General features: G+C 65.2%; 15 protein-coding genes. 7 read left to right on the top strand and 8 right to left on the bottom strand.

What is annotated here, in order from left to right; translation table 11 throughout:
• Window positions 1-2 precede the first annotated feature (2 nt).
• A complete protein-coding gene (locus HZF03_RS18245) occupies window positions 3-974 on the bottom strand; it encodes a hypothetical protein (RefSeq protein WP_179906186.1) in 972 nt (323 codons plus the stop codon).
• 410 nt (window positions 975-1,384) lie between these two features.
• Between HZF03_RS18245 and HZF03_RS18240 the strand changes: the two genes are divergently transcribed.
• Window positions 1,385-2,650: a L,D-transpeptidase family protein gene (locus HZF03_RS18240; RefSeq protein WP_119017935.1), complete on the top strand. Its 1,266-nt coding sequence runs from the start codon at window positions 1,385-1,387 to the stop codon at window positions 2,648-2,650.
• A 79-nt stretch (window positions 2,651-2,729) separates the two neighbouring features.
• Here the strand turns inward: HZF03_RS18240 and HZF03_RS18235 are convergent, their stop codons facing one another.
• The gene (locus HZF03_RS18235) at window positions 2,730-2,930 is read right to left on the bottom strand and encodes a hypothetical protein (RefSeq protein WP_119017936.1); all 201 of its coding nucleotides are present in this window, start codon (window positions 2,928-2,930) and stop codon (window positions 2,730-2,732) included.
• Window positions 2,931-3,170: 240 nt separating this feature from the next.
• On the opposite strand from HZF03_RS18235, the gene ettA reads away from it, so the two are divergent.
• Window positions 3,171-4,820 (top strand): energy-dependent translational throttle protein EttA, encoded by a 1,650-nt coding sequence (ettA, locus tag HZF03_RS18230; RefSeq protein ID WP_011159148.1) that lies wholly within the window; start codon window positions 3,171-3,173, stop codon window positions 4,818-4,820.
• Window positions 4,821-4,995: 175 nt separating this feature from the next.
• On the opposite strand, the gene brnA is transcribed toward ettA, so the two are convergent.
• Window positions 4,996-5,253, bottom strand: coding sequence for a type II toxin-antitoxin system BrnA family antitoxin (brnA, locus tag HZF03_RS18225; RefSeq protein WP_119017937.1), 258 nt, complete (start codon window positions 5,251-5,253; stop codon window positions 4,996-4,998).
• A complete protein-coding gene (locus HZF03_RS18220; RefSeq protein ID WP_119017938.1) occupies window positions 5,240-5,539 on the bottom strand; it encodes a BrnT family toxin in 300 nt (99 codons plus the stop codon). Before HZF03_RS18220 ends, brnA begins: the two co-directional genes overlap by 14 nt.
• Window positions 5,540-5,638: 99 nt before the next feature.
• On the opposite strand from HZF03_RS18220, the gene tam reads away from it, so the two are divergent.
• The 3 genes from tam to HZF03_RS18205 all read left to right on the top strand — a co-directional run bounded on the left by tam (window position 5,639) and on the right by HZF03_RS18205 (window position 8,419).
• Window positions 5,639-6,409 (top strand): trans-aconitate 2-methyltransferase, encoded by a 771-nt coding sequence (tam, locus tag HZF03_RS18215; RefSeq protein ID WP_119017939.1) that lies wholly within the window; start codon window positions 5,639-5,641, stop codon window positions 6,407-6,409.
• Between the two features lie 175 nt (window positions 6,410-6,584).
• On the top strand, window positions 6,585-7,175 hold the full coding sequence (locus HZF03_RS18210; protein WP_011159143.1) for a TIGR00645 family protein: 591 nt from the start codon (window positions 6,585-6,587) through the stop codon (window positions 7,173-7,175).
• Complete coding sequence (locus HZF03_RS18205) at window positions 7,175-8,419, top strand: lytic murein transglycosylase (protein ID WP_165858105.1); 1,245 nt, start codon at window positions 7,175-7,177, stop codon at window positions 8,417-8,419. The genes HZF03_RS18210 and HZF03_RS18205 overlap by 1 nt, the downstream gene beginning before the upstream one ends.
• A 78-nt stretch (window positions 8,420-8,497) precedes the next feature.
• Here HZF03_RS18205 and HZF03_RS18200 read toward each other — a convergent pair whose 3' ends face one another.
• Together HZF03_RS18200 and HZF03_RS18195 are read right to left on the bottom strand one after the other, a co-directional pair.
• Complete coding sequence (locus tag HZF03_RS18200) at window positions 8,498-8,782, bottom strand: hypothetical protein (RefSeq protein WP_011159141.1); 285 nt, start codon at window positions 8,780-8,782, stop codon at window positions 8,498-8,500.
• A gap of 220 nt (window positions 8,783-9,002) precedes the next feature.
• Window positions 9,003-9,362, bottom strand: a complete 360-nt coding sequence (locus tag HZF03_RS18195; protein ID WP_011159140.1) for a hypothetical protein — start codon at window positions 9,360-9,362, stop codon at window positions 9,003-9,005.
• 103 nt (window positions 9,363-9,465) lie between these two features.
• Here HZF03_RS18195 and HZF03_RS24590 point away from each other — a divergent pair, with 103 nt between their 5' ends.
• The gene (locus HZF03_RS24590; protein WP_338111526.1) at window positions 9,466-9,963 is read left to right on the top strand and encodes a (2Fe-2S)-binding protein; all 498 of its coding nucleotides are present in this window, start codon (window positions 9,466-9,468) and stop codon (window positions 9,961-9,963) included.
• Window positions 9,964-10,085: 122 nt separating this feature from the next.
• Window positions 10,086-10,568, top strand: coding sequence for a bacterioferritin (gene bfr, locus HZF03_RS18185; protein WP_011159139.1), 483 nt, complete (start codon window positions 10,086-10,088; stop codon window positions 10,566-10,568).
• 54 nt (window positions 10,569-10,622) lie between these two features.
• Here bfr and HZF03_RS18180 read toward each other — a convergent pair whose 3' ends face one another.
• On the bottom strand, window positions 10,623-11,165 hold the full coding sequence (locus tag HZF03_RS18180; RefSeq protein ID WP_119017940.1) for a hypothetical protein: 543 nt from the start codon (window positions 11,163-11,165) through the stop codon (window positions 10,623-10,625).
• A gap of 137 nt (window positions 11,166-11,302) precedes the next feature.
• A complete protein-coding gene (locus HZF03_RS18175) occupies window positions 11,303-13,006 on the bottom strand; it encodes a methyl-accepting chemotaxis protein (protein WP_119017941.1) in 1,704 nt (567 codons plus the stop codon).
• Between the last annotated feature and the right edge of the window lie 122 nt (window positions 13,007-13,128).

Here is a 13,128-nt window from a genome sequence, read left to right as displayed (position 1 = left end):
TCTTACAGACCGACACCCGTTCCCGACTGCGGCTGCTCGGCGCGCGGTGTGCGCCGGCGTGCCACCTGGCGGCGCTTCTTTAGCGGACGCCGGACCACTGGCTTCGGTCGCGCCACCGGCAGCGGCGTCGCATCCGGCGGCGGCAGGGTTTCGCCGATCGATCCGGTGACATCGGTGGTCGGGGTGTCTGCGGCCGGGGCAGCGGGCGTGGCCGCGCTGGGGGCGGCCGGGGTGTTGGCGGCGGTCTTGCTCCTGTCGCGCGGATCACGGCGCGGCGTCGGGATCGGCCCGGACAGCGGCGTAACCTCCGGCAGCGCCTCGGCAGAAGGGGCGGTCGCTACCGGAGCAGCCGGTGTCGCAGGCGCCGCCGTTTCGGTTGCGGCAATTTGCGTGGGCGCAGCCGGAGTGACGGACTTCTCCGCGCCGGCCTGCGGCTTGTCATCCGGCTTGGGCGCATCGGTCGAAGTTGCCGCGGTGGTGGTTGGCGGCGCGGCTTCGGGCGCGGCGACGGGCGGGGGCGAGCTGGCTTGCGACGCTGGTTCAGGGGCGGCCGGAGCCTGTTCCGCGTGCGGCGACTGTGCTGCCGGCGCGGCGGCGGGTGTCTCGGCCGCAGAGGGCTGCAGCGCGGCGGTCGGTGCGGGCTCGGCGGCTTTGGCTTCGGGTTTCGCGCTTTCGCCATTGCCGAGAGCCGCGACATCTGCCGCCACCGGATCGGTTGTGTTCGGGCTTTGGTTTGCGGTCGCGGCAGGCGGTTCAGCGGCCGGTGCCGGTGAATCGACCCGGAGCATGCTCAGGCTCGGCGTCGGAGCCTCGGGGGCCCGCGCCAGCAGCGTGATGGCCGGCGGCCGCACCGTATGCACGTTCACGAACTGCTCGTGCGCAGCCCGGAGCAGGGCGGCGGCACCGAGACCGAACACCAGCAACGAGACCGCAAGCGTCATCGCCGCGAACAAAAACCGGAAACCGGGAAGCATTTCGGATGTATTCCGTCGTCGCACATCGGGACGCGACGACACTTTTGACCCACACCAACGCGGCGACCACTGCGACATTGGTTCGCGGCGTACTCAAAACCAGCCGCGAATCAAGCCATCTGAGAATAGCGCAAAACGAGTCGCATCACGCGCCGCGAAACGACTCAGCGACTCGATTGCCGCCTGATGCGGCTAAGGGTTGTTGGCGGACGGTCACAGTCGCGTAGCGCGTGCCCCGCATCGCCGGCGAGCCATTTCTTCAGCGTTCTCGCGGCTGCGAACCCGTCGCGTACGGCAAATATCGCCAAAATTCGCGTGATTGTGCCGCCCTTGTCTTGAATGCGCCGTGATCCTCCGGCATCTCGGCCTCCGTTAACGGTCCGGTTGCCGCTCCGACTTACAAACGGGTTATGATGAACAAGCGCTTACTGACGTTGCTGGCGTCCGCTGCTGTGGTCGCCGCGGGAACCTCCGCCGCGCTCGCGCAGAGCTATCCCTCGACCCCCGGCGCGTATATCGGGCAAGCTGGCGAGGACCGTCCAGGCCTGCCCAATTTCGACAGCATCGACGACGAGGACGCGCCCACGGCGCGCCAGTCCGCGACGCTACCGCCGCCCGGTCCGGTGACCTCGCCGGGCGATCCGCGCTACGGCGGTTCGGCCGCGCCGGTCTATTCCAATGCCGCCCCGCAAGGCCCGGTGATGTCGCCGGACGATCCGCGCTACGGCCGCCCGATGGGCGCCCCGACCTATTCCAACGCGGCGCCGGCCGCGGGCCCGCAGGGGCCGGTGATGTCGCCCGATGATCCGCGTTACGGCCGCCCGACGGGCGCAACGAGCTATTCCAACGCGGCACCGGGCGCCGCGCCGCAGGGACCGGTGATGTCGCCGGATGATCCCCGCTACGTCCGTCCGATGGGGCCGCCGTCGGTGATCTATTCCGATCGCGGTGACGGTGGCGTGCGTCCGCCGGCTGGTGTCGGCGGCGGCGCGCCGTCGGCTCAGCCCGGCGCCGATGGCCGGCCGATGCAGGTCTCGGCGTTGCCGCCGGAAGAGCAGCCGGACGCCGATCAGACCGTGCAGCTGCCGCCGAACCTGCGCCGGCAGGAGGTCGATTTCGCCACCAAGGAGCCGGCCGGCACCATCGTGGTCGATACCGCCAACACTCATTTGTATTACGTGCTCGGCAACGGCCGCGCGATCCGCTACGGCGTCCGTGTCGGTCGTGACGGGTTCACCTGGAACGGCGTGCAGAAGATCTCCCGCAAGGCGGAGTGGCCGGATTGGCATCCGCCGGCCGAGATGATCGAGCGCCAGCCCTATCTGCCGCGCTTCATGGCCGGCGGTCCGGGCAACCCGATGGGCGCCCGCGCGATGTATCTCGGCTCGACCGTGTACCGCATCCACGGCACCAACCAGCCGTCGACGATCGGCAAGTTCGTGTCCTCGGGCTGCATCGGCATGCTGAACGACGACGTCAGCGATCTGTTCGAGCGCGCCAAGGTCGGCACCCGCGTTGTGGTGCTGCCGGGCTCACCGCCGAAGAACACTGCCACCGCTCAGGCGCAGCCCGCGATGGCGCCGGGCGGGCAATCCCCGGCATTGCCGCCGGCTCCGCTGCCGGGCGCACAGCCGACGTCGGTGGCGCCGCTGCCGGCACCGGTCACGATCCGCTAAGCGCGGCCAATCTCAACTTTGAAACGCCCGCCGGTGGCTCACCTGCGGGCGTTTTGCTTTTCAGATGACAATTCGAGGCTTAGTGGCGCGTCGGCTTGTGACCGTGCTTGGCGTGCCAGGCCGGTCCCGGGCCGCGCATGTAGTACATCTCCGGCCGGTAGGCATTGAACGCCTGGACGAAGAACTGCCGCCAGAACAGCCGGATTTCGCTCAGCAGGCTGGTGTCGGGGCCGGCCTGCTCGTCGTGATGCACTTCGGTGGTCGTGGTGAGGCTCGCCATGCTTATCGCCCCGTGGGTCGGCGCCGCGCCGACTCGGCGGCGCATTCGTCGCCGCTATAAGGCGACGAGTGTTGGACGAGGTCGTTAAAATTGTCTTCGAATCGTTCGCGCCTCGGAAACGCACGAGAACAGGCTTAATCGCCACTTAACGTCGCGCGTCCTCGGGTTGCCCTTTGCCGGCCGCACCGTTACATCAGCGGCAACCGATTTCCCCCGCACGCACCGCGTTCAAGGACCACGATGGCTCGCCAGTTCGTCTATTTCATGCAGGGTCTGACCAAGGCCTATCCGACCCGCAAGGTGCTGGATAACGTTCATCTGTCGTTCTACCCGGACGCCAAGATCGGCGTGCTCGGCGTCAACGGCGCCGGTAAATCGACCCTGCTGAAAATCATGGCGGGGATCGACAAGGAATATACCGGCGAAGCCTGGGTCGCCGAGGGGGCCCGCGTCGGCTATCTCGAACAGGAGCCGCAGCTCGATCCCGCGCTCACCGTGCGCGAGAACGTCATGCTCGGCGTCGCCAAGCAGAAAGCGATCCTCGATCGCTACAACGAGCTGGCGATGAACTACTCGGAAGAGACCGCCGACGAGATGACCGCGCTGCAGGACCAGATCGAGTCCGCCGGGCTGTGGGATCTCGACAGCAAGGTCGATCAGGCGATGGACGCGCTGCGCTGCCCGCCCGACGACGCCGACGTCACCAAGCTGTCGGGCGGTGAGCGCCGCCGCGTCGCGCTGTGCAAGCTGCTGCTCGACCAGCCCGATTTGCTGCTGCTGGACGAACCGACCAACCATCTCGACGCCGAGTCGGTGTCGTGGCTGGAAAGCCATCTGCGCAACTATCCGGGCGCAATCCTGATCGTCACCCACGATCGCTACTTCCTCGACAACGTGACGTCGTGGATTCTCGAGCTCGATCGCGGTCGCGGCATTCCCTACGAGGGCAACTACTCGTCCTGGCTGGTGCAGAAGCAGAAGCGGCTGCTGCAGGAAGGCCGTGAGGACGCGGCGCACCAGAAGACGCTGGAGCGCGAGCAGGAGTGGATCGCCTCGTCGCCGAAAGCCCGGCAGGCCAAGTCCAAGGCGCGCTATCAGCGCTACGAGGAACTGCTCGCCAAGGCCTCCGAGAAGCAGACCCAGACCGCCCAGATCATCATCCCGGTGGCCGAGCGGCTCGGCAACAACGTGGTCGATTTCGAGCACCTGACCAAGGGGTTCGGCGACAAGCTGCTGATCGACGATCTGACCTTCAAGCTGCCGCCGGGCGGCATCGTCGGCGTGATCGGCCCGAACGGCGCCGGCAAGACCACGCTGTTCCGCATGATCACCGGGCAGGAGAAGCCCGACCAAGGTACCATCACCGTCGGCGAGACCGTCCATCTCGGCTATGTCGACCAATCGCGCGACAGCCTCGATGCCAAGAAGACGGTGTGGGAGGAGATTTCCGGTGGAAACGAGCTGATCCTACTCGGCAAGAAGGAAGTCAATTCGCGCGGCTACTGCTCGGCGTTCAACTTCAAGGGCGGCGACCAGCAGAAGAAGGTCGGCTCGCTGTCGGGCGGTGAACGCAACCGCGTCCACCTCGCCAAGATGCTGAAGTCGGGCGCCAACGTGCTGCTGCTCGACGAACCGACCAACGACCTTGACGTCGACACCTTGCGTGCGCTCGAAGAAGCGCTGGAGGATTTCGCCGGCTGCGCCGTGATCATCAGCCACGACCGCTGGTTCCTCGACCGTATCGCGACACACATCCTAGCCTTCGAGGACGATAGCCACGTCGAGTGGTTCGAAGGTAACTTCCAGGACTACGAGAAGGACAAGATGCGCCGGCTGGGTCAGGATGCTATCATCCCGCACCGCGCGAAGTACAAGAAGCTGACGCGCTGAGGCGCGTCAGCTAAGGCAGTTTGAGGACGTTTGCGCTGTTCGATTGACCGGCCGCGATCAGCCTGTCGCCGGATGGATCGCGTCGGGGCAGAGGCGAGCATCCTCTCGGTCTGGTCGCCTTGGGTCTTGGTATTTCCCGCCGGAAGTTACAGCTAATCTTCAAGCGAGTATCTGGCTATCCGACCTTTTCACTCAGCCACATCTTGATCAGCGACTGATACGGCACGTCGCGCTTGTTGGCGGCGACTTTGATCTGCTCCAGGAGCTCCGTCGGCAGTCTGATCGAGATGGACGTCGTTGACGGTTTCAAGTTTGGGAAAGTGACACGCTCGGCTTTGCTCCAGTCGAGATAGTCACTCGAATCGTTCGTCTCCCAGAACAGCCGTTCCTCAGCTTCCGATTTGAAGGAGGGGATGGGCTTAAGCTTTTTCATAACTGCTCCTGTCCCTTCGGCTCATGTCGCGCGCGGAGATGATACGTATCAAGGTCTCGTCGGCTCTCAGCGTAAAGGTGACGTGCAGCAGGCGTCCTGCTGTGGTGCGACCCAGAGCATGGAGCCGGCGTTCCGAGCCGCTGTGTTTGGCGTCTTCTTGCAGCAGAAGCGGTCGATTCATGAACACGCTTTCGGCCTCCAATTGGCCGACGTCGTGTTTCTCCACGCTCTTGCGGAGATTGCCGTCGTCCCAATCAAAGCCGACGACGCGGCTCAGGTCGATCATCTGTATATGTCACAAATATACGATCGCTGGAGGATATTGCAAAATCCAGCAGGATCAATAGCTTTCCTCTCGCAGACTCGGGGGCGCAAGGGACGCTGGATGGCTGACTGGAATGCCGAGCAATATCTGAAATTCGAAGATGAGCGGACCCGCCCGGCGCGGGATCTGCTGGCGCAGGTGCCGACCACGGCGCCGCGCAAGGTCGCCGACATCGGCTGCGGGCCGGGCAATTCCACCGCGCTCCTGGTCGAGCGCTGGCCCGAGGCTTCGGTGATTGGCGTCGATACCTCCGCCGACATGTTGCGCCAGGCCCGCGAGCGGCTGCCGCAGCATAAGTTCATCGAGGCCAATGTCGCGCATTGGGCGCCGCCGGCTGGGACCGACGTGCTGTTCGCCAATGCCGTGTTCCAATGGGTCCCCGACCATCTCAAGCAGCTCAGACGCCTGCTGTCGGGGCTCGACAGCGGCGGCGTGCTCGCGGTGCAGATGCCGGACAATCTCGACGAGCCGTCGCACATCATGATGCGCGAGGTCGCGCTGCAGGAGCCGTGGCGGCATCAGCTGTCCAAGGCCGCCGAGCTGCGCGACACGCTGCCGAAGCCGAGCGTGTATTACGATGCGCTGAAGCCTTTGTGCGGTCGGCTGGAGATCTGGCGCACCGTCTACAACCACGCGCTCGATGGCCCTGAAGCGATCGTCGAATGGGTCAAGGGCACGGGGCTGCGGCCGTTCATCGATCCGCTCGAACTGCCGGAACGAAAAACCTATCTGGCTGCCTATACGGCGCGGATCGCCGCGGCGTATCCCGCGCAAGCCGACGGCCAGGTGCTGCTGCGGTTTCCGCGGATCTTCATCGTGGCGGTGAAGTAACCGCCGGGCGACCGCGTCACGGCGGCACCATGCAAGGGGCGTGGTGCTATGCTGCCACTCCGTTCCGTTCGCTGCCACGAACTGCGGTTAAACGCCGCTCCTCTGCGTCTCGACAGAATCGGAGGGAGTTCCCAAGTGACTGTTCGCCCAATACAGCTGTTCGGAGCTTTCCTACATGTCGATGACACCCGAGACGCCGCTGCCGCCGAAAGGCCTGGGGCTGCGGCCGATCCCCATGCTGATCTTCGGTTCGCGCTGGCTGCAATTGCCGCTGTATGTCGGCCTGATCGTCGCGCAGGGCATCTACGTCGTGCTGTTCCTGAAGGAGCTGTGGCATCTGTTCCAGCACTCCTTCGACTTCAGCGAGCAGCAGATCATGCTGGCGGTGCTGGGGCTGATCGACGTGGTGATGATCTCGAACCTCCTGGTGATGGTGATCGTCGGCGGCTACGAGACCTTCGTGTCGCGGCTCAACCTGCGCGGCCACCCCGACGAGCCGGAATGGCTCAGCCACGTCAATGCCAGCGTGCTGAAGATCAAGCTGGCAATGGCGATCATCGGCATCTCGTCGATCCATCTGCTGCGGACCTTCATCGAAGCCGGCAACCTCGGCGCAGCCGGCAAAGTGGGTGGCTACACCGAGACCGGTGTGATGTGGCAGACCATCATCCACACCGTGTTCATCCTGTCGGCGATCGGCATCGCCTGGGTCGACCGGATCTCGAATCTGGCAACCGAAGAAGCCAAGGCGCACGCCGGACATTGATGCGGCTAACGCATGCGGTCGCTCTCGCGGTCGGCGTAGCCTTAGCGGCTTCGGTGGCGTTCGGCGCGAGCGTGGCTCGCGCCGCCGATCCCGGCTTCACCCGCTTCGTCGCCGAGCTGTGGCCGGAGGCGCGCGAGGCCGGCGTGTCGCGGGCCACGTTCGATGCGGTCAACGCCGGGCTCGAACCGGACTACAAGCTGCCCGATCTGATCCTGCCGGGCCGGCCGAAGACCGGGGCGCCGCGGCAGGCTGAATTCGTCCAGGTCCCGGCGGACTATCTGAAGGAAGCGCGGATCGAGAGTCTCGCCGCGCATGGCCGCACGTTGATGCAGCGCTATCGACCGACGCTGGATGCGATCGAGCGCAAGTTCGGCGTGCCGGCGACTGTGGTGCTGGCGATCTGGGGCCGGGAAACCGATTACGGCCGCTACAAGCTGCCCTACGACGCAGTCCGAGTGATGGCGACGCAGGCCTATGTCGGTCGCCGCAAGGACCAGTATCGAACCGAATTCATCCTGGCGATGAAGATCATCGGCGAGGGCGCGGTGACGCGGCAGGAAATGCGTTCGTCCTGGGCCGGCGCCACCGGGCTGACGCAGTTTCTGCCGTCCGAGTATTACAAGCACGGCGTCGATTTCGACGGCGACGGCAGCGTGGACATCTGGCACTCGGTGCCGGACGCGCTGGCGTCGGCCGCTCAGCAGCTCGTCAACAAGGGCTGGCAGAGCGGATTGCGCTGGGCCTACGAGGTGAAGGCGCCGACGCGAGCCGACTGCACCGAAGGCGTGCCGGAAGTCACCAAGCCGATCGGGCAGTGGCTGCGTGAAGGCTTCACGCTCGCCCGGCCGGATCGGCTGAGTGCGGCGGAGCGCGAGCAGCCGGCGTCATTGCTGCAGCCTGAAGGCATCTACGGTCCGGCGTTCCTGACCACGAAGAACTACTTCGTCATCAAGGAATACAATTTCTCGGATCTCTACGTGCTGTTCGTCGGCCATCTCGCCGACCGGATGATCGATCCGCGCCCGTTCGCCACGCCGTGGTCGGCCACCAAGCAGCTTCGCACCACCGACGTCGAGGCGATGCAGCGCGGACTGGAGCGGCTCGGCATCTATCGCGACAAGATCGACGGCAAGGCCGGGATGCTGACCCGTGCGGCGCTCGGCGCCTACCAGAAGCGCGCCGGACTGCAGGTCGATTGCTGGCCGAGCGAAGCGGTGCTTCGATCGATCCAGGCGGCGCGCTGAGGGCAAACAAAAACCCGGCCGATCGCTCGGCCGGGTTCGGCATTCAGACGGGCGCGGGCTGTGCGCCGCGACAGGAGATCAATCGCAAACGCGGACGCGGCGCGAACGCCACACGCCAGCGTAGTCGTCCCAGAAGCGCTCGCGGACCCAGTGGCAGTCCGGCTCTTCAACATAAACCGGGGCAGGGGCCGCATAGGCGGGGCGGCTGGCGGCGATCGCGCCACCCAGCAGGGCGCCGCCGATCAGGCCGCCCGCAACGCCGGCGGCGATCCGGCCGCCGTCAGCCTTCGCGGCCGGGGCGACGCCGACCAGCGAGCCGGCGATGGTCGCGGCCGCTAGCAGGACGGTGACAGTCTTCTTCATTGAGAGGCTCTCCTGAGATCGCGCCGCGCCCGGCGCTGTTGAACGAACCGGTAGTCCCCGACGGCACAGCATCAAAAAAGCGCAATGTCGTCAATTGTCGCGTATCGGCTGGCCGATCAGTGTCGCGCAAAAACGGTGTTTTTCGGGCGATACCGTCAACGCCCGGAATCCGGGCGTTCAGGCTGTTGGTTGGTCGGACGCGGCGGTGAAAGGTTCACCGTCAGTCGCAGACTCGGATCCGGCGGATTCGCCAGCCGTAGCCGTCCCAGAACCGCTGACGCTGCCAGTAGCAGCCACCGTAGTAGCCGGGCGACGCGACATAGGCCGGGGCGGGCGCGTAGCCGTAGTAGCGCGGGCCATAGCTGTAGTAGCGTGGGCCGTAGCCATAGCCGCCGCCGTAATAGTAGCCGCCCGGGCCATAATACGGCGAGGACAGCGCGCCGCCGATGAGCGCACCGCCGATCAGGCCGGCGGCGATTCCGGCGCCGAAGCCGTCATGCGCCTGGGCCGGCGCGGTGGACCCGACAGCCGTCACGGCCAGCGCAGCGGCCGCGGCCAACGCCATCATCGACTTTCTCATGGCATCACCTCTCGAACGAGCACCGGACCCGATGGGCCGCGGGCGCGACCCCGCCATGGTCCAGCACCCGTAACCTTTCACCAATCGATTGAACGAACCATGAATGCCGCCGCCGCAGTGCTGCCATGGTCGGTTCCGCGCGGCGGATCGGTGCCTTCGGAAGCGCGGGCGAGGGGTGGCTTTCGGGCGTCTGTGCAATGTCGTGCGGGCTTCAGCTCAGCGCGGGGATGCTCCGTCTTCCACGCCGCAGGAATGCGCAGAAGCCGGGGACTGGCGCTCTCGATTGAGCAAAATCAAACGGCCAGTTGCAGATTGGAATAGCTTGAAGTTGCATGTTTTCCTTTTGCGTATGCGAGTGCATCTCACTATCCAAATGCTTGTTACTGCTGGATCGAGACCGATGATCGTTTGTTCTTGCAACGTCCTGAGCGACCACGATGTGCGAGCCACTATGCACAGCGAAGGTGGTCCTGCGCGGAACCCGGGTGAGGTTCACCGCTGCCTCGGCTGCAGCCGGAAGTGCGGCCGCTGCATGCACACCATCAAGAACATCATGAACGAAGCGCTGTGCGGCGCGGCAGAGCGTCGCGCCGGTTCTTAAGTGTTTTGATTGGCTGTTGATCGGGTGAGCCGGGATTGCATCTCACCCGCGTTTTGATCTAGAATTATTCTAATTCTAAAGCGGCCAGCCCTGGCCGCCGATTGCAGGAGTGACGAATCCACATGAAGGGCGATGCCAAGGTCATCGAATATCTCAACCGCGGTCTGCGCAGCGAACTGACGGCCATCAATCAGTACTGGCTGCACTATCGCCTGCTCGACAATTGGGGTCTGAAGGATCTCGCCAAGACCTGGCGCAAGGAATCCATCGAAGAGATGGTCCACGCCGACAAGCTCACCGACCGCATCATCTTCCTCGACGGCTTCCCGAACATGCAGGTGCTCGATCCGCTGCGGATCGGCCAGAACGTCAAGGAAGTGCTGAACGCCGACCTGCAGGCCGAGGTCGACGCGCGCGCGCTGTATCAGGAAGCGGCGACCTACTGCCACAGCGTCAAGGACTACGTGTCGCGCGACCTGTTCGAGCAGCTGATGAAGGACGAGGAGCATCACATCGATTTCCTCGAGACCCAGCTCGATCTGGTGAACCGGATCGGCGTCGAGCTGTATCAGCAGCACCACATCGGCGAACTCGATCACGACTGATCGGCTCGTGCCGCGCATTCCGTCGGCCGGTTCGGCCGACGGCCGCGCTGGTCCTCACGTCGTCCGGCGCGGTTCTTGCGCCGGCGACAACGGGCAGTCCCGATAGGCTGCCTCGATCGCCGGCTCCGAGCCGTCGACCTTGAACAGCGCCGTGCTGGTGCCGGCGTTCAATGATCTGATCCGCACAACAAGCTGGCTCGACTCGCGCAGGTCCGTGATGAACTGCTGCAGCGCTGCGGGCTCCTCGATGACGATTACCTGATGGCCGAGCAGCACCCGCGACTCGACAGCGTCGCGTCCAGGCTTGTCGTCGAATCGATACCCCAGGCTGGTGTTGCGGTCGCTCCCGATCTTGAAGCCGAAATTGACCTTCACGATCGGCTTCTTCTCGAAGCAGGTGAGCTGTAGCGTCGCCAGTGAGGCCAGCAGCGGATCGGTGCTGTTCGAAGCTCGGTTGGTCAGGGTGATGGCGCCGGCCACCGGGGCGCCCGTGATCAGGTCCGGCCTCTGGTCGATTCGCCAACTGCCCGATTTCAGCGAACCGTCGCTGACGCATCCGGCCAGCACGACGGCGATAACGCAACTCGCAACACGCACTGCAACCTCCCCCGGCCGCAGCTCCAGTCTGCAACTCCAGCGTGCGTAACGCAAGCGCTACGCGAGCGGTAGAAACGCGAAGGCCCGGCTTCGGGTGAAGCCGGGCCTTCAGGCTAAGTTGGAAGGCGGGAGGCGAATTACGCCGCGCGCACCGAGCTGAGGAAACGCGCCACTTCGGTCTTGAGCTGCGCGCTGTCGGTCGACAGCGAGCGCGCCGCCGCCAGCACCTGCGACGACGACATCCCGGTCTCGGCCGCGCCGCGCTCGACATCGGCGATATTGGCGCTGACCTGCATGGTGCCCTGGGCCGCCTGCTGGACGTTGCGCGAGATCTCCTGGGTGGCCGATCCCTGCTGCTCGACCGCCGAGGCGATCGCCGAAGAGATCTCCGACATCTGGCCGATGGTGGTGCCGATCTCCTTGATCGCCGACACCGACTCTTCGGTCGCTGACTGCATGCCGGAAATCTGCTGGCTGATTTCGTCGGTCGCCTTTGCGGTCTGCTCGGCGAGCGCCTTCACTTCCGCCGCGACCACCGCGAAGCCGCGACCGGCTTCACCAGCGCGTGCCGCTTCGATGGTGGCGTTGAGCGCCAGCAGATTGGTCTGACCCGCGATGGTGTTGATCAGGTCGACCACGTCGCCGATCCGCTGCGCCGCGGTGGCGAGCTGATTGATGCGGTCGTTGGTCTTGTTGGCCTGCTGCACGGCGGAGCTGGCGATCCGCGAGGAGTCCTGCACCTGGCGGCTGATCTCGTGGATCGAAGACGCCATTTCCTCCGTCGCCGAGGCGACCGACTGCACGTTGCTGGTGGCGATCTCCGAGGCGCCCGCGACGGCTGCGGTGAGCTTCTCGGCTTCCTCGGCGGTATGCGCCATCTTGCTGGCGGAGGCTTCCAGTTCCGTCGACGCGCTCGACACGGCTTCGACGATGCGGCCGACCGCGCCCTCGAAGGCATCGGCGAGCTTCTGCATTTCCTGCTTGCGCTGCTGTGCCGCCACTTCGTCCTGATGCGCCTTCTGCTCGGCCTCCTCGCGGGCGCGATGATCGGCGTTCTCGCGGATCACCACCACGGTCTTGGCGATGTCGCCGATCTCGTCGCCACGCGCGGCACCGGGAATTTCGACGTCGAGCTGGCCGCCGGCCATCTTGTCCAGCGCCCCGTTCAGCCGCATCAGCGGCCGCGAGATGCCGAAGAAGGTGAACACCATCGAGATCACCAGCGAAATCATCACCACCATGCCGAGGGCGAAGTTGATCCGGTTGGCGCTGAACAACTCGTCTGCTGCCTGGGTCTTGGTCGCCTTGGCGGCCTTTTCGGCGCGCTCTACCGCTTCGCCCATCAGACCGAGCGCCTGCGTCGCGACCGAGTTGGCCTGGCTGACGAGCTGATCGCGCTTGGCCTTGTCGGCGTCACTGGCGGCGCCGGATTGGCCAGCCTTGGCCAGCTTACCGACTTCGGTCATCGCGCCATCGTACTGCGTCGTCAGCGCCCCGATCGAGCGCAGGCGTTCCTTGTCGGCGCCGTCTGCGATCTGCGCCACCGCGTTGTTGATCCGACGATCGATCGACTCCCGCGCGTCGTGCAGCGCAGTGAGGGCGCTGTCGACCTGCGCCGACGTCGCGGCAAGGCGGATCTCGGCAGCGGCAAGCTGCATCCGGCGCAGTGAAACGTTGGCTTCGAGACCGTGATCGGCGACCATCTGCTGCGCATCGGCGCGGGCGTTGACGGCGTTGATCGACCGCTCAGTGGTCAACTGATTGGCCGCCATACCGAGTGACAGCGCGATACTGGTCAAGCTCGCGAGGCCGAGCTTCATTCCGATACTGTTCAGTCTCATGTCGAGAACCTTAGCGTTGGGGCGGTTCGCCTTCTTCTGGGCCGCGCTGAAATCGTGGGAGCGCCACGGCGCATCGCCGGCAGGACTACGCTGCCCTCGTGAAATCACGGTTAAGATTGGTC

This window comes from Rhodopseudomonas palustris, from assembly GCF_013415845.1.
In the GTDB taxonomy this organism is placed as follows: Bacteria; Pseudomonadota; Alphaproteobacteria; order Rhizobiales; family Xanthobacteraceae; genus Rhodopseudomonas; species Rhodopseudomonas palustris_F.
The sequence above is the reverse complement of the archived record's forward strand: the minus strand, read 5'-3'. Positions and strand labels throughout refer to the sequence as shown.

What these genes read in the sequence shown, in the direction of transcription:
- HZF03_RS18205 (WP_165858105.1), top strand. Translation starts at nt 7,175, where the DNA reads ATGCGGCTAACGCATGCGGTCGCTCTCGCGGTCGGCGTAGCCTTAGCG.
- HZF03_RS18210 (WP_011159143.1), top strand. Translation starts at nt 6,585, where the DNA reads ATGTCGATGACACCCGAGACGCCGCTGCCGCCGAAAGGCCTGGGGCTG.
- HZF03_RS18245 (WP_179906186.1), bottom strand. Translation starts at nt 974, where the DNA reads ATGCTTCCCGGTTTCCGGTTTTTGTTCGCGGCGATGACGCTTGCGGTC.
- HZF03_RS18240 (WP_119017935.1), top strand. Translation starts at nt 1,385, where the DNA reads ATGATGAACAAGCGCTTACTGACGTTGCTGGCGTCCGCTGCTGTGGTC.
- bfr (WP_011159139.1), top strand. Translation starts at nt 10,086, where the DNA reads ATGAAGGGCGATGCCAAGGTCATCGAATATCTCAACCGCGGTCTGCGC.
- ettA (WP_011159148.1), top strand. Translation starts at nt 3,171, where the DNA reads ATGGCTCGCCAGTTCGTCTATTTCATGCAGGGTCTGACCAAGGCCTAT.
- HZF03_RS18220 (WP_119017938.1), bottom strand. Translation starts at nt 5,539, where the DNA reads ATGATCGACCTGAGCCGCGTCGTCGGCTTTGATTGGGACGACGGCAAT.
- HZF03_RS18175 (WP_119017941.1), bottom strand. Translation starts at nt 13,006, where the DNA reads ATGAGACTGAACAGTATCGGAATGAAGCTCGGCCTCGCGAGCTTGACC.
- HZF03_RS24590 (WP_338111526.1), top strand. Translation starts at nt 9,466, where the DNA reads ATGCCGCCGCCGCAGTGCTGCCATGGTCGGTTCCGCGCGGCGGATCGG.
- tam (WP_119017939.1), top strand. Translation starts at nt 5,639, where the DNA reads ATGGCTGACTGGAATGCCGAGCAATATCTGAAATTCGAAGATGAGCGG.
- HZF03_RS18200 (WP_011159141.1), bottom strand. Translation starts at nt 8,782, where the DNA reads ATGAAGAAGACTGTCACCGTCCTGCTAGCGGCCGCGACCATCGCCGGC.
- brnA (WP_119017937.1), bottom strand. Translation starts at nt 5,253, where the DNA reads ATGAAAAAGCTTAAGCCCATCCCCTCCTTCAAATCGGAAGCTGAGGAA.
- HZF03_RS18195 (WP_011159140.1), bottom strand. Translation starts at nt 9,362, where the DNA reads ATGAGAAAGTCGATGATGGCGTTGGCCGCGGCCGCTGCGCTGGCCGTG.
- HZF03_RS18235 (WP_119017936.1), bottom strand. Translation starts at nt 2,930, where the DNA reads ATGGCGAGCCTCACCACGACCACCGAAGTGCATCACGACGAGCAGGCC.